The organism is Wolbachia endosymbiont (group A) of Hylaeus communis, from assembly GCF_947251915.1.
GTDB classification, from domain to species: Bacteria; Pseudomonadota; Alphaproteobacteria; order Rickettsiales; family Anaplasmataceae; genus Wolbachia; species Wolbachia pipientis.
This window is the reverse complement of sequence record NZ_OX366396.1, coordinates 1,279,102-1,299,489: the sequence shown is the minus strand read 5'-3', so window position 1 is coordinate 1,299,489 and position 20,388 is coordinate 1,279,102. Positions and strand designations below refer to the sequence as shown.

The following is a 20,388-nucleotide window of genomic DNA, read 5'->3' as shown; positions in this document are numbered from 1 at the left end:
CTACATATAATTTGTAATAGGGAAACGCTTCAGCTTGGAACGGTTGATAGTACAATCTCCTAACCGAGGTAGTCTAAATGACTCCATCAATGATTTGACCGTTCCTTCCAAAACCATGCTTGCATACGGGCACTTAGGCACCATTGAAAATGTCGGTCATAACTGCAAAGGCGCTCCCTGTACAACTATACTTGAAAACTACTAAAAACTTAAATTTGTGTGTTTCTTTCTGATTTGACAGATTTCGTCTGTTCGATGCTTACTTAACATACTGCCATCTATACCTAGATCTTTTGCTATTTTTGTACTTGCTTGACCTGTTTCTTTAACCAGCTTAACAGCTTCTAATTTGAATTCTGCTGTATATTCTCTTCTATTTGTCATATTTTGAAAAAACGTTTTATTTTACTCCAAAAACGTTTTAACTTTCTCTCTACTTTTTCTGGACTACTCCGAATCGGTTGACAAATTGGACGTTTGATAAGCATAATTTGGAGCTTCTTGTGTAATGACTATATCATGAGCGTGACTCTCTCTTAATCCTGATGCAGTAATAGTAACAAATTTACAATTTTTTTTCATCTCTTCTATATTCCTATTACCAGTATACCCCATTGCAGCTTGCAATCCGCCAATCAATTGATGGATTACTCCTGAAGCTGGACCTTTGAATGGAACTCTTCCTTCCACTCCTTGTGGAACTAATTTGAGTTTTGAATCTTTATCTTGAAAATAACGGCTAGCTGAACCTCGTTTCATTGCACTAATAGATCCCATTCCTCGATAGCCTTTATATGCTCTGCTCTTATACATAATAATCTCACCTGGGCTTTCGTCAGTGCCAGCAAAAATCGAACCAATCATCACAGAGTCAGCACCAGCTGCAATAGCTTTTGCAACATCTCCTGAGTATTTTACCCCACCATCAGCAATTAGTCTGACGTTTCTTGCTCTACACGCCTCTGCAACATTCTTGATTGCAGAGAATTGTGGCACACCAACACCTGTAACTATTCTGGTTGTACAGATTGATCCTGGTCCTATTCCAACCTTCACTGCATCAACACCCGCATCAATCAACGCTTCAGCAGCCTCCTTTGTTGCAATGTTTCCGCCAATTAATTGCGTATTAGGATACATCTTTTTTATTTCCCTAATGGTATTGATAACGTTTTCGGAATGACCGTGAGCAGTATCCACAACAACTACATCAACTTCTTCTCCGATCAAAGCTTCACATCTGTCTATACCATCTTTTTTACCAGTGCCAATTGCAGCGGCAACTCTGAGACGCCCTTTACTGTCTTTACATGAATTTGGGTATCTATTGTATTTTTCAATGTCTTTAACCGTAATTAAACCTATACAACAAGAATTTTCATCTACAACCAAAAGCTTTTCTATTCTATTTTCATGCAACAATTTCATTGCTGAGGCACTATTCACTCCCTGCTCCCGCACTGTCACTAACTTATCTTTTGTCATCACTTCGGAAACTTTTACATTCATGTTCTGGTCTTCAATAAATCTCACATCTCGGTTAGTTAAAATTCCAACTAACTTGCGTTGATCGACTACAGGAATGCCAGAATAATTGTGCTCTCTCATTAATGAAATTGCTTCCGCAACTGTTTTATCCGGTGAAATCGTAATTGGGTTATACACGATCCAACTTTCATATTTTTTCACCCTTCTTACTTCTAAAACTTGTTCATCTATTGATAAATTCTTATGTATGCAACCTATCCCTCCATGTTGGGCAATAGCTATTGCAAAGCCCGATTCAGTAACAGTATCCATTGCAGAGGATATGAGAGGGATATTTAGTTCTATACTATTTGTTAAATAAGTTTTTGTATCTGCATCGCAAGGCAATATATTAGAATAGGCTGGCAAAAGAAGTATATCGTCAAACGAATAACAAGCTTCCATTTTTTTCATAGGCTTTATTTAAAGCTTATACGCCAATTAATTAAATTGCAATAGGCAAAATTAGCTAGGAGCCTTTAATTGTATAGCTCTAACTGTTTTTAGGAGATAGAAAAGCTATATAGTTGCTAATACATTTTATTGCAAAATAAGCATTCTACATTATTTGCCAGCAAACAAAACTGCTCAATAGTTAAGTTTTCTGGACGCTGGTTTCCGCTCAATTTAGCGTTTTCAAGGACAGTTTCAGCGTGGTTCGTTATATTTTGCAAGCTATTTCTCAGCATCTTTCTTCTTTGAGCAAAAACAGCACGTGTTAATTTTATTAAGGTTTCCAAGTTTACTACAAACTTTGGGGTAGGCAAAGGATTTACTGTAATTACTGAAGAATGTATTTTTGGTCTTGGAAAAAACTCTTTAGGTTCAATATCAAATTCCTTTTTTATATCGCATAGTAATTGGCTTAGCACTGATAAGGAACCATAATCTTTAGAATTGGGTCTTGCCGTAATGCGATCTGCTACCTCTTTTTGAAACATTAATGTCAAGTTCGTAAAAAATTTTATATTATTTAACCACTTTAAAAATAACACTACCGAGATATTGTAAGGCAAGTTAGCAATAACTTTAACTGGGCGCTCTATCAGCTCTTCTTCTGTAACATGCAGTGCATCCGCTTCTATAATTCTATACTTTCCTTGATGCTCATTTAGCAGTTGGTCATGGTGTTTTACTAAATCTCTATCTTTTTCTATAGAAAGTAGAGACTTTGGATTATGCACCAATATTTCTCTTGTTAATGCACCATATCCAGGACCAATTTCAATGACATTAAAATTTTCCAGACTATCAGCTAAAGCGACGATTTTTTTTGTTATCTCACTCGATAAAATAAAATTTTGCCCTAGACTCTTTTTTGGCTTCAGTAAAAATTTTTTCATATTATTTTCATTATACAGTATTTTAAAAATTAGTTGACGAAAATTCATTGATAATTGTATATTATTAATGTGTTTAACGCCGGCTTAGCTCAATTGGTAGAGCAACTGACTTGTAATCAGTAGGTTGTCAGTTCAAGTCCGACAGCCGGCACTCTCGCCCATATAAGTAAAGTTGATGTCCTTTTTAATAGTAGCAAATTGGAAAATGAATGGAATGCGTTCTTCATTTGTTGACTTTATAGGCAAACTTAACAACAAGAGCAACGAAATTACCTCTAAGCTAGTGATTTGCCCTCCTTTTACATCATTTCCAAGCAGTATAGAGTTGAACAATAATATTAATATAGGAGCACAGAATTGCCATCATAAAAAGTTCGGTTCTTACACAGGTGAAATTAGTGCAGAAATGTTAAAAGAACTAGGGTGTACTTACGTAATACTTGGGCATTCTGAAAGGGCTAATGAAAAAGATAGTGAAATAAAACTTAAGTCGGAAATAGCAATAGAATCAGGCTTACACCCAATTATCTGTGTGGGTGAAAATTCAGAAGATTATAAGAATGAAAAAACAAAAGAAGTAATAGAATATCAATGCAAAAACCGTTTGCCAACACACGGTGAATATACCGTAGCATATGAGCCAATATGGGCAATAGGCACAGGTCATGTGCCAAATAATGATGCAATTGCTAAGGTGATAGAGGTAATAAAATTGTGTACTAGTAAAAAACACATTATATATGGTGGTTCAGTCAGTTCAGAAAATATAGAAAATTTGCTCAGTATCTCAAATTTATCAGGAGTTTTAATTGGCAGTGCAAGCTTAGATTTCGATCACTTTTATAAAATTATACAACAAGTTGAAAAAAAGTTTTCTCTTATCAATTCTAAAATCAGCAACTAAGAATCCTATAACAAATGGCATCATTTCAGTGTCAAGCATATGTCTGTACGAGCATCTAGTATAGCTAAAGTAATCTAGAAAATTAACGATATTTTATTCCCCGGTGAACGCTCTATTTTGTTTTCCAACTCTAGTTCTAAAAGAGCCATTAGAGCTATGTTGGTAGAAAGTCCGCTTGCTAGTATAAGTTCATCTATGTCAACAGGTACAGAGTTAATATGATCAACTATAACAGATTTTGCCTGTTGTAATTTTTCTTGTTTTTGGTTAACAAAATGGTGCTCAACATCAAATAGGTTTTTTTGCTGCGGAGGTAAACTAAACCTAATACTCTCTATTATGTCATCAGCGGATTCGATAAGCTTAGCACCGTTTTTAATTAAATAATTACTACCACTACAGCGTGAATCTAAAGGGAAACCAGAAACTGCAAACACCTCTCTCCCTTGATTTAAAGCAAAATCTGCTGTTATTAGAGAGCCAGAACGTTTTGATGCTTCAATCACTGCAACACCCAGCGATAGACCAGATATAATTCGATTCCTCTGAGGAAAATATTGAGGCTTTGGTTTAGTAGCAAATGGAAGCTCAGTAATTACTAACCCACCGTTCCCAGTGATTTTTTTGTATAGATCAAAATTCTCTTTTGGATACACCACATCAATTCCGCTTGCTGTAACAGCAATAGTGGGATGATTTTTGTATATTACACTGTTTGCTGCAGTATCGATTCCTTTTGCAAGTCCAGAAACGATAACAAAACCAGCTTCGCTTAAATCAAGTGCCAACTTATTGGCAAAATTTCTTCCATTCATTGAAGAGTTACGCCCACCGATTATTGCAATTATCTCACGGCTTAATAATGATATATCACCAAGTGCAGTTATTACAGGAGGACAATTAGAGATATTTCTTAAAAGATCAGGGTAATCTGGGTCACATGCGGGTATAATTTTAGCTCCAATTCTTTCTGCATTATTGATTTCTTCTCGTGCATCTTGAATGCCATACACCTTATTATTAGCCACCCTATTGAGATATTTCAACACCTCATCTAGCGATCCATGTGTTCTTAGTATACTAAAAAACTTTATTGGTCCTATAGTTCTAGCCAAGCTTAACCATACTTCTAATTCTTTGTTGTTCAATTTATTTATCTTCATAAAAGACTTGAATTTCTTATCAATTTAGTGTACCCAAGATAATACAAATATACAGTGTTTTATGACGCATTTTGTTACAGATAAATGCATAAAATGTAAATATACGGACTGTGTGGAAGTATGTCCCGTTGACTGCTTCTATGAAGGTAAAAACATGCTCGTGATTAACCCAGATGAATGTATTGATTGCGGAGTGTGCATACCTGAGTGTCCAGTAGATGCAATTGTAACTGATGATTCCATAAAAGATATTTTAGAACTAGATGAAGAGTTGCTGAGCAGCGAACAAAAAACTTTCAAGTTATTTTACGATATAAATGTAGAATACTCACAAAAGTGGCCAAATATCACAGCTAAAAAACAACCTCTCTATACTGCAGAAGAGTATAAGGAAAAAAAGGATAAAACAGCTTATTTTGACGAAAATTTAGAATAATGCTACTGAAGGAAAAAGAAAATTTCTCTTGTATCTCACAATTATTGTTTTGCATTGCTGAAAGTGGCTGTATTGTTTATGTCCTTGATAGCATAACTAGTTTACTTGAGAATACAAATAGTAATACAGCAATTTTACTGCTATTTAACTGTTAATAGGTACATTAGACGGATCATATGGGGTATAAAATGGATATTAAAGTAAAATATGCGGGAATAACTAAGCGTGCTGCAGCTTATATAGTTGACCAAATTATATTCCTAGTCTGTTATTCATTATTTTATTTATTAATTTTATTCATATTATCAGGAGAGCCCCTTGCCGATGTTTTTAATTATGTCTTTCCTGATATTGACACTAATAGTGACCTTATATCAGAGCGATATGAAATATTAGAAGATTTAGATATATTATTGAAAGCCCAGAACAGATAAAATCTGTAAAACCAAAAAGAAACTCCCTCTTTACTTTATGTTCTTTGGGTATAGTGTTATGAAGAAGCGCTTCTGCAGCTATAACCGAAACAATCAATGGTGCTATAAATGCCCGTTTGAAAGCATGGTTTTGGGGGAAATGGTAAAACCATTGATGGAGTTCTTTTTGGGCTACCTCGTTTAGAAGATTGTATAACCTAACCGTCCCAAGCTGAAGTGCTTCTTATCATAATAATATAGGAGGGATTTTATATGGCAGAAGCAAAAAGTAAATTAAAAACAATAAACCTTGATGCAGCAGGGATTGATATTGGCTCGACTGTACATTATGTATGTGTACCTGAAGGAAGAGATGAACAACGTATCCAAAAATTTGGGTGCTTTACAGTAGATCTACACAACTTAGCAAAGTGGTTAAAAAAGTGTCAGGTTAGAACTGTAGCCATGGAGTCAACTGGAGTATATTGGATTCCCTTATTTCAAATATTAGAATCACATAAATTTGAAGTAAAATTAGTAAATGCGCGACATGTCAAAAATGTGCCTGGTAGAAAGTCTGATGTTCAAGATTGTCAATGGCTGCAACAATTGCACAGCTATGGACTGCTTCAAGGATCATTTAGACCGGATAATCAAATGTGTGTACTGCGTAGTTACGTTAGACAACGTGCTAATCTAATTGAAAATGCAGCTAAACATACTCAACGTATGCAAAAAGCGCTAATTCAAATGAATATTCAATTACACAAGGTTATTAGTCATATTACTGGGATAACTGGTATGAAAATCATTGAAGCTATAATTGAAGGCGAAAGAGATCCTGAGAAATTGGCTAAATTCAGGGATGCACGAATAAAAAATGATCAGTCTACTATAGCAAAAGCGTTAGCTGGTGATTATAGAGAGGAACACTTGTTTGTGCTAAAACAAGAATATGCAGCATATACTTTTTTTCAAGAGCAAATAACGGGATGTGATAAAAGTATAGAAAATTACTATAAAACATTTGAAACAAAGTCGAATGAGAACAGGGCATTGAATAAGACACGAAAGAGAAAACAGAAGAATAGTCCAGATTTTGCCGTAGATGAAGATTTATATCGAATAACGGGGATGGATTTTACTAGAGTTCCAGGACTTGATGTATTAAGTATACAGGCTATCATTTCAGAAACAGGTATAAATCACAATAAATGGAGGACAGAAAAGCATTTTTCTTCCTGGCTCGGATTAAGTCCTGCTAATAAAATTACAGGAGGGAAAATTATTGGAACAAGAACTCGTAAAGTTGTTAATCGTGCTGCAACTGCCTTGCGACTTGCTGCTCATTGTGTATCAAGAAGCAACACTGCACTTGGTGCATACTGCAGGAGGTTAAAGAAGCGACTAGGGATACCAAAAGCGATCACTGCTACAGCAAGGAAATTAGCATGTATTTTTTATAATATGCTAAAATATGGACAAGAATATGTAGAAAAAGGAATGAACTATTATGAAACACTCTACAAAGAGAGAGTAGTCAAAAATTTGACTAAAAAAGCAAAGGAATTTGGTTATATACTAATGAAAGAGGAGCCGATAGATGAAGAAGGTTCTTAGGAGTTTCTTAGAAGATTTAGTATATATAGCATTGGAAGTATTAATGATAACAAGACTTGGGTGGACTCCAGGAAAGTTGCTACTTGGTATATACATAAAAGATGCAAACACACTTAAAAACGCTGCTTTAATGCAAGTAGTGATGAGAAGCACTCTCAAGGCACTTTTGTGGGTACCCACCTACATTTCTGAGTGGTTTTTTATTTTACCAATATTGGTTCTAATGTTTGCAATATTTGATAAGCGCAAGCAGCTTTTCTACGACAAAATTACAAAAACAGTAGTAATGGATTATAGGTCTGAAGCATGCTACCCAAAATTAAACTATGTATATGTGGGAATAACTAGGGTGTGTTAGCGCATATTATTGACAGTCTTATTATTAAGGGAATTCCTTTATTCTGTTTGATTCTTGTAAGAGTGGTTTTTCACATTGCTAGACCTAAATTATTAATTATACGTATTTGCTTATCTTTTTTGCTATCGATAGTATTCGGAGTATTCATGATAAGAAGATTTGGTGGTACTCCAGGACAATTGTTATGCGGTATTAATATCAAAGATGCAAATACACTTGAAAATGTTACTCTAGTGCAAGCAATAGTTAGGCATATTTCATTTGAAGTTATTTGCTTCCCCATATTCATCACGAGAAGGAAATTTTTTGATAAGTATACCTCTGAATGGTGGTTTGATCCTTTATTAGGCTTAATCTTTATGACCACAATACTAATTTTCATATGTGCAATATTTGACCAACGCAAGCAGTTTCTTCATGATAAAATTGCAAAGACAGTGGCAGTAGATTATAAACCTCCAAGCTAACTTTCCCTTCTGTTTACAAGGTTCATATATGTAGTTATAATTAATAAGGTTCTTCTAAGAGTGCCCATGGTTCCAACTATAGCAATTTTAAGTGGTGGATTTTCTTGTGAGAGAGAAATATCACTTATGAGTGGAAGAGCAGTAAAGAAGGCACTTGATAGCCTTTCATATAATGCAATAGAAATAGATGTTGACAGCAACATTGCTGAAAAGCTTAAAAAAATTAATCCGGGCCTTGCTTTTATCGCTCTGCATGGACCTTATGGTGAAGATGGCTGCATTCAAGGTTTATTGGAAATCTTAGGTATAAAATATACACACTCAGGAGTTATGGCTTCTGCTGTTGCTATGAACAAGGCAATGTCAAAGCATATATTTTGGTCCCTTAGTATTGATACTCCAAAAGGTTATGTAATTAGCCGAGAAGATCTACTAAAAAATAATATTAAAATTGATTATCCGTACGTCTTAAAACCAATTAATGAAGGCTCTAGCATCGGAGTACATATTGTTTCCTCACATGAGGATTATTTAAAACTGAAATTTGATGTCATTCCAGCGCGTGACCAGGAAAAAAAAACAGTATCTGGCTACTTGGATGACAAGGAAGGAGCTACTTCTATGACAAGAGATTTGATGATCGTAGAAGAATACATACCGAGCATAGAGTTACATACTGCTGTATTGCTGGATGAAGCAATTGGCACTATGGAAATACGACCAAAAAATAAATTCTATGATTATGAAGCAAAGTATACAGATGGATTTGCAGAACATATATTTCCTGCTGAAATTCCTGACAATATATATAAAATGACCTTGGAACACGCACTGAAAGTTCATCAATTTTTAGGATGCAAAACTATTTCCCGCTCAGACTTTCGTTATAATCCCAAGAATAACACTTTAAAAATGCTTGAGATTAATACACATCCTGGCTTTACTGAGTTATCGTTAGTGCCAGAAATTGCAAAATTGGCAAAAGGAATCAATTTTAATGAATTAGTTAAAATTATTATTGAAGATAGTTTGCAGCACAAAAATATTAGGGATTTAAGTCATGTTGAGCAGTATTACTAGAAGCCAAAGGAGTTTTTTGCGTAAGTGTGCCTTGGTTATTATCACAGCACTTTTTCTTACGCTAATACTTTACAGCTCACTTGATAAAATAATAAATCGATTTAATTACTACTTTACTTGGTATAATGACTGCCTATCTAGTTTATTACTCAGTAGTGGATTTTCAATCGACGAAGTAGTCGTGAGCGGCAATAAATTTACAAACAAAAAGGATATTCTAAGTTTGACAGATAGAACGCAACCTATCCTGTATATATCACTTTCAAAACTTGCCGGTAACATACAATCCGTAAGCAGGTGGATAAAACACGTAAGAGTTCACAGAATTTTGCCCAATACTCTACGCATTAATATAGATGAGCATAAACCGTTTGCTCTCTGGAAAGATAATAACAAAACCTCGGTAATTGATTTCGAAGGCAAAGTGATCGTAGATGACTATCCAGTAGATGATCTTGTTGTAATTACAGGACAAAACTCGTTATCAAACCTAGAATTTGTTAGAGATGTGTTAGAGAGTAAAACTCAATTAAGTGACCACATTTCTTCTTTTGCTTATATAGGGAATAGAAGATGGAATATCATACTTGATAACGATTCCACAGTAAAACTGCCTGAAGATAACCCTTATAGTGCATGGGAATATTTAAACCACTTGCAAAATACAACTGATTTTACTTTCAGCGATTGGAGTATTATTGATATGCGTATTACTGATAAAATTTTTGTGAAGAGGTGATCTGCTGTAATCCAAGTAGCCCCTTTTCCTGTCATCCCAGTGCCCAGACACTGGAATCCCGCCGCGAACCGTCATACCGCGATTCATTCGCGGTATCTCTTAACATAGATCCCTTATTTAACCGCCATACCTTAACATAGATCCCGCTAACACGTAGCGGGATGACGGTTGTCGTTTAGTTATAAATATTTAAGAAATTTACCAAATGAAAAAAAAGGCAAAAGAAGCCCCGATTAATATCTATTTAAAAACATTGGCGTTTTTTTATATTTTAAACGTCTAATAACCGCGACTCAGCTGCTTTTTAATGCAACTAACCTTTAGTCATAAATATTTAAGAAATTTACTAAGCAGAAAAAAAGACAAAAGATATCCCGTGTTAGCTAGTTGTCACTCTCTAATCCTGCAAATTGGCGTTCTATACTGTCTTAAACGCTTTATAAGCGCGTTTCAGCTTATATAGGTAAAAACCTAGAAATGTTGTGAAGACATAAGGTGCTCATAGTGCAAAAAATTAAAAATAAGACGCCAATTACGTAATACTGTTGTCGTTTAATCTGCACAGATTGAAGATAAATGAATACCCCCAGTACCATGATAAGGGGGCTGGCGAAGGGTGTCAAGGAATTTTTATGTAAGAGATCTATTGAAATGCCCCTGTAAAATTATACTATTAATTAGTACACTATAAATTTAAAATTATAGATATGTTAAGCAGATTGATAATTTTGCTATTAGTTTTTATACTTCCTTTTTCTTCATACTCATACCAGTTTAGAACCAAAGCAAAGCAAGCAATAGTCTTAGATTTAGCTTCAGACTCGTTCATTTTTGACCATAATTCCGATGAAAAAATGGCCCCATCTTCAATGAGCAAGCTAATGACTTTATATATAGCCTTCGATTATCTAAAAGCTGGAATAATACACATGGAGGATAAATTTCGAGTAAGTAGAAAAGCGTGGGAAAGGAGAGGCTCTTCTATGTTTTTGAAAGAAGGTCAATCCGTTACGGTGAGGGAATTACTTGAAGGAATTACAATAGTCTCAGGCAATGATGCCTGCATAACACTAGCCGAGGGCATTGCAGGATCAGAAGAGAATTTTGTGGCTGAAATGAATGAAGTTGCACAAAATTTGAATCTGAATGACAGTCATTTTGTCAACTCAAGCGGGTGGCCAGATGAAGATCATTTTATGAACGCAAAAGACTTGGTAATGCTGGCAAAAAGGATTTTCACCGATTTTCCTGAATATTATGATTTATTTTCCGAACAATATTTGACATATAATGAAATTGTACAAAAGAATAAAAATCTTCTACTTTTTCACGATATTGGGGTTGATGGCTTAAAAACCGGTTATACAAATGCTGGTGGTTACGGCATTGTAGCATCTGCAAAACGAAATGATAGGAGAATTTTTGCTGTCGTAAATGGTTTAAACACTGAGAAAGAGCGAATAGAAGAAGCAAAAAGATTGATACAATACTCCTTAAATCATTTTAACACTAAGAAAATATTCGTTAAAGACAGCGTAGTTGAGGAAGTAAATGTTCTCTATGGAAAAGATAGAAAAGTGCCTGTCACAGTTGCAAACGATGTTACCATAACTTACAACCGCAAATTGCATGACCAAATTAAGGTGCGTATTGAATATAAAGATATGATACCTGCACCAATTAAAAAAGGTCAAGAAGTGGGCAAAGTTTTTGTAGAAATACCAGGTATTGAGCAACAAACTACACCACTTTATGCAGCAAATGACGTACAAGAATTGAATTTCGTAGAAAAGTTTTTTAGGATGTTGTTTTAAGTTTGATATTAAAGCAATTCCGAAAGAGAGATCTATTGCACTTTAGTGTAGTTTTAACTAACAATTTCTGTTACAATACAAGATTGAAATGTTACGAAAATGTGCTGGTTATATTTGTTGCTGTCTAGTATTCTAGAGATACTGTGGGCTGTAACGCTAAAGTTTAGTAACAGTTTTACTAAAGTTGTGCCTTCGATTGCAACATTGGTAATTATGATCATTAGCATTTACTTTTTATCTCTTGCAGCATGCTTTCTACCTATTAGAGTATGCTATGCAGTTTCCTCTGGAATACGCACAATTGGAATAACTATAATTGGTGCAACCACTTTCACAGAGAATATTAATTTATCTCAAGTTTTATGTATCGTTTTAATTGTAATAGGAACTATAGGGCTAAAGCTCTCTATTTAAACCTAAAAATTTATGCATGAATTGGATATATTTACTCTTATCGTCACTAATTGAAGTGTTCTGGGTCATAACACTTAAGCATAGTTATGGATTTACTCATCTCGTACCATCAATAATTAGCATATTCTCCATGGCTCTTAGTACATATTTACTTTCGCTTGCTACACGTTCTATACCTATCGGAGTATGCTATGCAATTTGGACTGGAGTGGGCGCTATAGGAGCTTCGATACTTGGAGTTTACCTATTTGATGAACCAGTTAATTTATTCGAAGTAATATGCTTTATTTTAGTTACATTCGGGATTATAGGATTAAAATTGTTTGATACTGCAAAACAAACTGTTAATAAAATGGAATAAAAGATCCCACTGGGATGAAAGAAGCAGATACTCCATATTGTCATGCAAATTGGAATCCAGACTTTTTTCTATATAGCATGGTGAAGACGGGAAACCGTAACCGTTCACACAATGGCGTCAACTTAAGGAAAAATGTCAGAGATTGTGTATAAAATTTCTCTCCAAATTTTTTATCATTAAATTATCCAAAGAGTGCAAGGGACAGCACTTTTGTTTCTATTTTATTGCAACAAAAAAGTTTAAAATGTGTCTTTTTTAGGTGAGGCATGCAAAAAGGAAAAGATCTTATCTTACAAATTAAAAATGCAATATACTCGAAAACTTTTCAGAAAATCCATTGTGTTGAGTTTTACACGAACAAGAAAACTTCCTTTTTCGACAGTATTTTCTATGATTTTAAAGTTAGTTAAAAAAAGTTTGGGAATAGAATGTGAACTTATGGAGCCATTGACATGTACCCTCAAAGCAAGCTTTTTCTAAAGCAAGGTATAAGATTTGCCATACAGGCTTTCAAGAATTTAAGCATCCAAACAGCCTATCAGGATGAACCTGAGTTGGAGAGGCTATAGACTTATTGCAGCAGATGGTTCTGGTATGAGATTACCCAGCTCTGGGGAAATTGTATCCGAGTTTGAACCAAATGGAACAACAGGCACCATTGGCAATTTGTTTGTTGATTTGTGTACTTCATTGATTTGCAGTGCTCGTCTTGCAGCTTGGAATATAGGTGAACAAACGTTGGCGGCAGAGCAATTACCCGAAGTTATCACTCAAATGCGTTTATTAAATCAAGAGAAATTATTATTTATCTATGATCGTCTTCAGTAAAATTCATTCAGCAGCATTATGATTTGGAAGTAGATTTTATTTTTCGCTTGCAAAAAAGAAATTATAGTAAGCTATGGGAACGCTGGCGAATTAGATTTTGATTTTATATTAGAAAATGAAAAGCTAAAAAATAAAATGAAAGGACAGAAAGTAAGAGTTATAGTGCTGACATTAGCCAACTGAGAAACAGAGTTTTTGACCGAGACTTTGGAGCAAAGCTTATGTGTTAAGGTGGCACATAGAGGAAACGACTCAAAGTAGGAGCAGAGTTAGAGAATTTTTCTGGAGAGGCTGTATTACAAGAATTTTGGGCAAACTTGGTCATGTGCAATATATTATCGCTTCATATATGTGATGCACAAGGGCCTTGGAACCCAGATCAAATTACTGAGTATCGTTTAAATTTTTCAGTTTTATTTAGTGTAATGAGACAGAAACTCTATCAGGTACTTATTGCGCCAAAAAACTTTCAAGCCCTTTTTAAGTATAGCATTTCTCATAATAGTCCGAACAGGTCATAGGAAGGCAGAATCAACAGCACGACGAAAGGATTCGAATAGAGGAATGTTTTTCCTGGCTCTGTTTTTTATAGCAAACCAATGATGCTCAATTTTGTTGAAATCTGGAGAATAAGGCGGCAGATACAAAATTTCTGCACCAACCCCTTTAGCAAGCTCGATAATCTTATCAGACTTATGAAAAGTAGCATTGTCAAGAATGACAGTCTGTCCAGGTTCCAAGATCGGTGTCAAAAATTGCTCAAACCATCCATTAAAAACATCCATATTACAGTGGCCTTCAAAGGTTAACGGAACAACTATCTTTCTTCCACTTAAGGCTGCAACCATACTGATTCGTTGAGTTTTCTTTCCAGATTTTAAGGCATAAAACCGCTGTCCTTTCTGGCAATATCCGTAGGGGTAGTCTTCGGTGTTATCAATGCCAGACTCATCTATATACACTAAGTTTTTAGGTTCTTTTGTCGCTATAATTTTCAAAAATTCAGCACGTTTTTCTTCGTTTCTTTCCTTGTATCCATATGTCTTTTTTTGCGCGTAAATTCAATTTTTTTAAGGGCTCGATAGATCGTTTGGATACTAACGTTGTTCCAAAGTTTAGCCATTTCCGATAGAGTCTTTCCTCCGTGTTCTCTGGCAAATTTGGCAAAGGTATCCCAGTCGGTAATTTTGTGATTGTAACCCCCATTTCCAAGTTTTTTTGATTGAAAGTCTCCTGTTTCTTTTCTTCTTTGCTGCCACTCCCATAAAGTAGTTCGTCCAATCTTAAATCTTGCTGCCACTGTTTCTCTGCTTTCTCCTTCGTCTAGCGCTTCCATTGCTTTTTTTCTTAAATCATAACTATATGCTGCTGGCATTCAACCTCCTTATCATCATCTACCCTTATCCTATCACATCCGGACTTTTATGGAAAGAGCTATACTATATAAAAAAATATTTTACTCTTTTTGACTGGCCAGGGCTTTTTTTAAAATGTCTCTTTCCCTTGTTACTCTTGTTTTGTAAATCAAACCTCTCTTTGTCGTAAGGAGCCATGTTACCTCTACCTGGAAATGCATCTGCTGCCGACTTTTTTTCGTTGTGTTTCTTTATCCATTTTCCTAATAAACCACCCTTTATTCCTAAATCCTTTGCTATTTTTGTAATTGTTTGACCTGCCTTTCTTTGTTCATTTGCCAGCTTAACAGCTTCCAATTTGAATTCTGCCGTATATTCTCTTGCCATTTCTAATCCTCCAAAATTTTATTTTACCCGAAAAAACTCCTTTCTTTCTCTCCACTTTTTCTGGGTAAGGTCAGTTTACTGGCCTCTCCATGAGCGAGATTGAAAAATTAAGTGGAAATCTGTGAACGGTTACCTTGGATGACAGAAAAGAGTGTTGGAAGGAGGCAATATTAAAAACTTAATTTCAGTCCAGCCAAGAACACATAACCAGAGTTGTTATTTTCTATTTTAGGCTCTTTTGTACTAAACTTTACAATATCGAAATAGTATGAAGTACCTAAAAAAAGAGAATTTTCAAGGCTTAAAGCATATGATGTTAACTCGTTTGTACCTTCGCCTGCAATATCCCTACCACTACTAAAATATGTTAAGCTTGATTTGTAAGAATCAGAATGGTAAGCGATACCTGCATTCATATAATACGTATTATTTATTTCAGGATTACGCTTCTCACCAGATTTACCACCATTACCATACGAAAAAATGCAATCAAGATCGAACAATTTTAGCTTCAAACCAAAATTCCAGTGTAGTAATTGATTGCGGCATTCATAATTTTTAGAAGTCCCATCTGAGCAATCAGTTAAATTTTCTCTTGCAAATTCACCAGTTAAGGCAGTAGTAAAACCTATATCATCTGACAAGCTGTTTTTATAGGAAAGGCCAGCAGCAATTAAATTGCTGTACTGTAAGTTATTTTTTCCTGGAACATAACTGAATCCGAGTTGAAAGTTATAGATTTCAGGGGAGATGTAGTTAATTGATGATTGTTTTAACCCTAGTTCGAGTTCATTATAATCGCTATAAATATTGGGCTTGACCCAGAACACCTTGTCTTGATCATATCCAGGGTCACCATCTTTTTTATGATCACCGTGCAAATTTGCATAGTTTGTCCAATGACCATTTACTCCTCCAGCAGCTGCATAAATTTTTGAAGTGTTAATTAACATGCTCTGACCAACTAAACTTCTTTTACCATATTCAATTGATCCAAGTTCCTGGTTTTTTATGATAAAATACCATTCCTCCATGTCTAACTTTTCTATGTCTAACGCTTTTAGGTTTGCAATACCAGAAACCCCTGCCTTAACATTAACCCCCATTTGAGTATTTGGATAAACTTGCTGTAAATAAAGAAAGCGCAAGTATGAATAACTTGAAGTTTTATCCTTAGGCTTAGCATTGAAAGAATCTCTGTTGAAGGCGTAGCCGAATCTCAAATCTATTTTTCCGTCTAGTTCTGCATAAAATATTTCCTTATCCAAAATTGTTTTAGAGCTAGCACTATTCTGCAAAAACAATGATGAAAGCAGTGCTACCAGGTAGTACTTTAACTTCATAAATAAACTTAAATCTTTATAAAAATTTAAGTTTAAACTCAATATAAATAAAAAACAACTTTTCAGAAGGCACCGCTGGTAGATTTTGCTGCCTGTTTTTGAGCTATATTCCCATAAATTATTGATACACTTGGTAATTTTTGCATTAATAACTGCTTATTAATGGCAGAATGTATACGATTAATTATTTTAGATGTACTTTTTACATCGCAGTTAATCAAAACAAAAAGCACTTTATTCTCATCAATATACCCTAGAAAATCATCACTACGGCAATTTTTATAAAAATGTTCTATGACAACTTTCAGTGCATCATTTGTCTCGCTACAGCTACTATTTAAGCCAATTATTCCTATAGCTGCATTAATTTGATGTTGAAAGGCGAAATTCAATATAACGTATAACTCTAGAATAGTGGACTCATTGCCCGGTATATCGAATAAGTCATGGTTTTTATATTTTTTACCCATTAGATATTCATCTCTAAAGATTCCTAATTTATGGGACAAACTGATATCACGTATTAACAGCTCATAATTTATTTTATTACTGGCAAATTGTGCAGTGCGGAAAACTTTTACTTTTGTCCTGATATCTTCTCCTTTAGCATCAGTTAAGGAAAAATCTATCACTTTAGGTAATATATCAAGTAAATCGTGCCCATTTTCGGTATACTCTAAATAATTCTTCATGTCGTCAGCTGCTCTTGCACTTAAAATATTGATTAACGGCTTATTAAGTAAATTCCCTTCCTCGTATTTTAACAAATTCCTTGCGGCTTGATTGAGCCCTAAAATTAACACGTTTTTTTTCTTATTATCCTGACAAACAGATACCACAGCATCATCTTTTCTTCTTGCAGTTATGAAATCATCCATACTTTCATTCTATACAGCGTATTTATAAGTATAATAAGATTATATTAAGATTTACTTACTTATTGATATGCTTAATTAGGTATAGACAAAATGTCATACGGGATGGCTTTGTTGTAGAAGAATCAAGATTACTGTTTATAGACTTCAAGTTACTGCAAAAAATATTTTAAAACATAGTGATATCTTGACTTTACCTAGTTAATATTCCAAATTATAAAAAAACAGATAGTTCTATGACGACAAGTCTATTACAAGGCAAAAAGGGATTAATAACCGGAATAATAAATAAGAGATCAATAGCATACGGTATAGCAAAAACTCTCTCAGAGCACGGAGCAGAACTTGCAATCACCTACCAGAATGAAATAATAAAAGAAAAACTATCACCAATAGCAGATGAACTAAATGTGGAGCTAATATTACACTGCGACGTTTCAAATGAAAAAATCATAGATAACGCTTTCGAAATAATAGAGAAAAAATGGGGTACTCTTGACTTTTTGGTGCATGCAATAGCATTCTCCGATAAAAATGAGTTAGATGGTAAATATGTCAATACTTCACTGGATAACTTCCTCAATGCAATGCATATATCGTGCTATTCTTTTACTGCTTTAGCGCAAAGGGCTGAAAAAATGATGTCAAATGGTGGTAGTTTACTTACTTTATCTTATTATGGCGCTGAAAAAGTTATGCCAAATTATAACGTTATGGGTTTATGTAAAGCGGCACTTGAAGCAAGTGTAAAATATATAGCATGTGATCTCGGGCCACAAAATATCAGAGTAAATGCAATTTCCGCTGGTCCAATCAGAACTTTAGCATCTTCTGGAATAAGCGATTTTCACTCCATATCAGAATGGAATAGAAATAATTCTCCGCTCAGACGCAATGTTACAATAGAGGATGTTGGCAAGGCAGCGTTATACTTATTAAGCGACTTAAGTAGTGGCACTACTGGAGAAATTTTGCACGTTGATTCAGGATATAACGTTGTGGGAATGAAGGTAGTTGACTAACAAAGCACTAGTTCCTTCGGGTTCATACACAACTCTATCAGGAGTTTTGTGACTGTGATTGCAGAAAACATCGAACATAAAATTCCTATTGATAGAGTGACAGAAAAGCCTCTTATTGCTCCACTGCCAATAATGAACATTATTCCTGCAGCAATTAATGTAGTGATATTTGAATCCAGTATTGTCTTTATAGCGTTTTTAAACCCTTCTTCAATAGCACGTTCCACTCTCTTGCCAGATTTGATTTCCTCACGAATTCGCTCAAATATTAAAACATTTGCATCCACCGCCATACCAACAGTAAGTGCAATACCGGCAATTCCAGGTAAAGTTAGAGTTGCTTCAAGCAGAGTGAGAATTGATAATATAAGAACTACATTAGAAAAAAGTGCAACAGAGGCCAATACACCTAATTTGCCGTAAGTGATGATTATAAATAAAGCCACGGCTATAATAGAGATTGTTGCTGCCATTTCCCCTGCCTTTATTGATTCTTCTCCAAGACTTGGGCCAATGTTTTTTTCTTCAATTATTTTAAGTGGTGCTGGCAGTGCTCCAGATTTTAAAAGTATTGCAAGTTCGCTTGCTTGTTTTTCAGTGAAATTACCGCTAATTTCTCCCTCTCCATTTAAAATTGGCTCACGTATTGTAGGTACTGTTAAGACTGTGTTATCCAGAACAATTGCAAAAGGTTTTCCCACATTTTCTTTAGTGATTTTTGCGAATCTTTTACTCGCTATGCTGTCAAATTTAAAATGCACTGTTGGTTTACCTAAGTGACCAAATCTAACTGATGCGTTAACCAGCGAATCACCACCTATTTCAGTTTTGCGGAATATTGGATAAGAATTACCTAAAGAATCCTTGAGCATGACAGTGGTTTCATGGTCTATATCCTGCGCCTTGGCTATGTTAGTGTTTGCCAAATGAAAAGCTAGCTTAGCAGTTTTGCCAAGCAGAGATTTTATCTGCTTGGTATCTTCTACTCCAGGCACCTGCACTAATATTTTATTCTGCCCTTGTTTTTGAACGCTGACTTCCTTTGTGCCAAGTTTGTCCAAACGGCGCTGGACATTGTTTATTGATTCTGCAGCTACTTCACTGATCAAAGAATTTTTATAATGGGGTTTATACGAAATGAGAATCGAAGAATCTTTTCTATTTAGCTCTAAATTTGGATTTATCGCATTAATCAACACAGATGCTTTTTTATAATCATCAATATTATTTAAAGTTATAACGCTATTTTGTACGTTAGATTCAATATTTTTTGTTAGCAATGTCTCTTTTATTTCGTTAGCTAGCATGCTTAGCTTTTCCTTAAAATAGAAGTCTAAGTCTATGTTTAAAAGCAAAGATGCCCCTCCTTTCAGGTCAAGGCCTAAGTTTATTCTTTTTTTCGAAATAAAAAGCTTATTATCAAAGAAATTTGGCAGTGTTATGTATAAAGCAAATAAACAGATGCATAATACTGAAAAAGATTTGACTATAAGTCTGTTGTACATAAGTTGTAGGTTTAAAATTGTAATAATTGATTGTAAGTTAAAAATAGATTTTTGTAAAATTCTCTATTTGACCTTACCCAGAAAAAGCAGAGAGAAAGTTAAGACGTTTTTATCATGAGAATAAATTGTGCAGGAATGCAATAGTTAATAGTAGAATGTCTACGTTATTTGTTATAAAAGATTTCTATGTATTCAAATATGGCAGTTCTGGTTTGTTGAGCGAGAAGTATCAATAAGCAGCTCCCTTTTAAGTGAACTTTTCTGCAACAGAGTTATCGTAACAACAGCCCTTATGGCTCATGCTGGAAATGATGTTTTTTGTATTCAATAGAAATTGGTAATTTTGAGAGGTATACTGTGGTGCGCCAAGAAGTGCTTGGAGAACAGTTGGTGAAAATCCAACACAAACAAAGTCTAGCCAAAAGTTTGGAACA

20 protein-coding genes, 1 tRNA gene and 3 pseudogenes are annotated in these 20,388 nt (G+C 34.7%); 14 read left to right on the top strand and 10 right to left on the bottom strand.

The window, feature by feature from the left end; all coding sequences use genetic code 11:
• Positions 1-258 precede the first annotated feature (258 nt).
• The 3 genes and pseudogenes from OPR52_RS06375 to rsmA all read right to left on the bottom strand — a co-directional run.
• A pseudogene (locus tag OPR52_RS06375) lies at positions 259-384 on the bottom strand (transposase); the annotation flags it as partial.
• 63 nt (positions 385-447) lie between these two features.
• Complete coding sequence (gene guaB, locus OPR52_RS06370; RefSeq protein ID WP_265038064.1) at positions 448-1,941, bottom strand: IMP dehydrogenase; 1,494 nt, start codon at positions 1,939-1,941, stop codon at positions 448-450.
• 116 nt (positions 1,942-2,057) lie between these two features.
• Complete coding sequence (gene rsmA, locus OPR52_RS06365) at positions 2,058-2,870, bottom strand: 16S rRNA (adenine(1518)-N(6)/adenine(1519)-N(6))-dimethyltransferase RsmA (RefSeq protein WP_265038062.1); 813 nt, start codon at positions 2,868-2,870, stop codon at positions 2,058-2,060.
• Between the two features lie 78 nt (positions 2,871-2,948).
• On the opposite strand from rsmA, the gene OPR52_RS06360 reads away from it, so the two are divergent.
• Together OPR52_RS06360 and OPR52_RS06355 are read left to right on the top strand one after the other, a co-directional pair.
• Positions 2,949-3,021, top strand: a tRNA-Thr gene (locus OPR52_RS06360).
• 24 nt (positions 3,022-3,045) lie between these two features.
• Positions 3,046-3,774: a triosephosphate isomerase gene (locus OPR52_RS06355; protein ID WP_015588848.1), complete on the top strand. Its 729-nt coding sequence runs from the start codon at positions 3,046-3,048 to the stop codon at positions 3,772-3,774.
• A 74-nt stretch (positions 3,775-3,848) separates the two neighbouring features.
• Here OPR52_RS06355 and dprA read toward each other — a convergent pair whose 3' ends face one another.
• Complete coding sequence (gene dprA / locus OPR52_RS06350) at positions 3,849-4,937, bottom strand: DNA-processing protein DprA (RefSeq protein WP_265038060.1); 1,089 nt, start codon at positions 4,935-4,937, stop codon at positions 3,849-3,851.
• A 61-nt stretch (positions 4,938-4,998) separates the two neighbouring features.
• Here dprA and OPR52_RS06345 point away from each other — a divergent pair, with 61 nt between their 5' ends.
• The 11 genes and pseudogenes from OPR52_RS06345 to OPR52_RS06295 all read left to right on the top strand — a co-directional run.
• Complete coding sequence (locus tag OPR52_RS06345) at positions 4,999-5,373, top strand: ferredoxin family protein (RefSeq protein WP_010082601.1); 375 nt, start codon at positions 4,999-5,001, stop codon at positions 5,371-5,373.
• A gap of 188 nt (positions 5,374-5,561) precedes the next feature.
• Complete coding sequence (locus tag OPR52_RS06340) at positions 5,562-5,807, top strand: RDD family protein (protein ID WP_265038058.1); 246 nt, start codon at positions 5,562-5,564, stop codon at positions 5,805-5,807.
• Positions 5,808-6,059: 252 nt separating this feature from the next.
• Positions 6,060-7,406, top strand: coding sequence for an IS110 family RNA-guided transposase (locus tag OPR52_RS06335; RefSeq protein WP_264373686.1), 1,347 nt, complete (start codon positions 6,060-6,062; stop codon positions 7,404-7,406).
• Positions 7,390-7,764, top strand: coding sequence for an RDD family protein (locus tag OPR52_RS06330; protein ID WP_265038056.1), 375 nt, complete (start codon positions 7,390-7,392; stop codon positions 7,762-7,764). Before OPR52_RS06335 ends, OPR52_RS06330 begins: the two co-directional genes overlap by 17 nt.
• On the top strand, positions 7,758-8,231 hold the full coding sequence (locus tag OPR52_RS06325; protein ID WP_341818077.1) for an RDD family protein: 474 nt from the start codon (positions 7,758-7,760) through the stop codon (positions 8,229-8,231). Before OPR52_RS06330 ends, OPR52_RS06325 begins: the two co-directional genes overlap by 7 nt.
• A gap of 60 nt (positions 8,232-8,291) precedes the next feature.
• Complete coding sequence (locus OPR52_RS06320; RefSeq protein ID WP_265038052.1) at positions 8,292-9,311, top strand: D-alanine--D-alanine ligase; 1,020 nt, start codon at positions 8,292-8,294, stop codon at positions 9,309-9,311.
• Positions 9,292-10,050 carry a cell division protein FtsQ/DivIB gene (locus tag OPR52_RS06315; protein WP_265029837.1) on the top strand — a complete coding sequence of 253 codons (759 nt, stop codon included), beginning with the start codon at positions 9,292-9,294 and terminating at the stop codon, positions 10,048-10,050. The genes OPR52_RS06320 and OPR52_RS06315 overlap by 20 nt, the downstream gene beginning before the upstream one ends.
• 707 nt (positions 10,051-10,757) lie before the next feature.
• Entirely contained in the window at positions 10,758-11,864 is a 1,107-nt protein-coding gene (locus tag OPR52_RS06310; RefSeq protein ID WP_264723253.1) for a D-alanyl-D-alanine carboxypeptidase family protein, read from the top strand.
• A 114-nt stretch (positions 11,865-11,978) separates the two neighbouring features.
• Complete coding sequence (locus OPR52_RS06305) at positions 11,979-12,278, top strand: DMT family transporter (protein ID WP_265038047.1); 300 nt, start codon at positions 11,979-11,981, stop codon at positions 12,276-12,278.
• A gap of 16 nt (positions 12,279-12,294) precedes the next feature.
• A complete protein-coding gene (locus OPR52_RS06300) occupies positions 12,295-12,639 on the top strand; it encodes a DMT family transporter (protein WP_265038045.1) in 345 nt (114 codons plus the stop codon).
• A 266-nt stretch (positions 12,640-12,905) separates the two neighbouring features.
• Positions 12,906-13,949, top strand: a pseudogene (locus tag OPR52_RS06295) (transposase); the annotation flags it as partial.
• Between the two features lie 33 nt (positions 13,950-13,982).
• Here the strand turns inward: OPR52_RS06295 and OPR52_RS06290 are convergent.
• The 4 genes from OPR52_RS06290 to OPR52_RS06275 form a co-directional block, all read right to left on the bottom strand.
• Positions 13,983-14,842, bottom strand: a protein-coding gene (locus tag OPR52_RS06290) for an IS630 family transposase (RefSeq protein ID WP_265037751.1) whose coding sequence is annotated in 2 segments (ribosomal slippage) — positions 13,983-14,518 and positions 14,518-14,842 — 861 coding nt in all. Because the reading frame shifts where the segments join, the coding sequence is not laid out codon by codon here.
• A gap of 64 nt (positions 14,843-14,906) precedes the next feature.
• On the bottom strand, positions 14,907-15,209 hold the full coding sequence (locus OPR52_RS06285) for a transposase (protein WP_264722809.1): 303 nt from the start codon (positions 15,207-15,209) through the stop codon (positions 14,907-14,909).
• A 170-nt stretch (positions 15,210-15,379) separates the two neighbouring features.
• Positions 15,380-16,552 carry a porin gene (locus tag OPR52_RS06280; RefSeq protein WP_265038043.1) on the bottom strand — a complete coding sequence of 391 codons (1,173 nt, stop codon included), beginning with the start codon at positions 16,550-16,552 and terminating at the stop codon, positions 15,380-15,382.
• A 62-nt stretch (positions 16,553-16,614) separates the two neighbouring features.
• Positions 16,615-17,430, bottom strand: a complete 816-nt coding sequence (locus OPR52_RS06275) for a hypothetical protein (protein ID WP_264374144.1) — start codon at positions 17,428-17,430, stop codon at positions 16,615-16,617.
• A gap of 233 nt (positions 17,431-17,663) precedes the next feature.
• On the opposite strand from OPR52_RS06275, the gene OPR52_RS06270 reads away from it, so the two are divergent.
• Positions 17,664-18,449: an enoyl-ACP reductase FabI gene (locus OPR52_RS06270; protein ID WP_006280349.1), complete on the top strand. Its 786-nt coding sequence runs from the start codon at positions 17,664-17,666 to the stop codon at positions 18,447-18,449.
• Here OPR52_RS06270 and secD read toward each other — a convergent pair.
• Positions 18,446-19,954 (bottom strand): protein translocase subunit SecD, encoded by a 1,509-nt coding sequence (secD, locus tag OPR52_RS06265; RefSeq protein ID WP_265038041.1) that lies wholly within the window; start codon positions 19,952-19,954, stop codon positions 18,446-18,448. The two genes, OPR52_RS06270 and secD, sit on opposite strands and share 4 nt — an antisense overlap.
• Positions 19,955-20,118: 164 nt before the next feature.
• Positions 20,119-20,312, bottom strand: a pseudogene (locus OPR52_RS07925) (IS3 family transposase); the annotation flags it as partial.
• Positions 20,313-20,388: the final 76 nt, after the last annotated feature.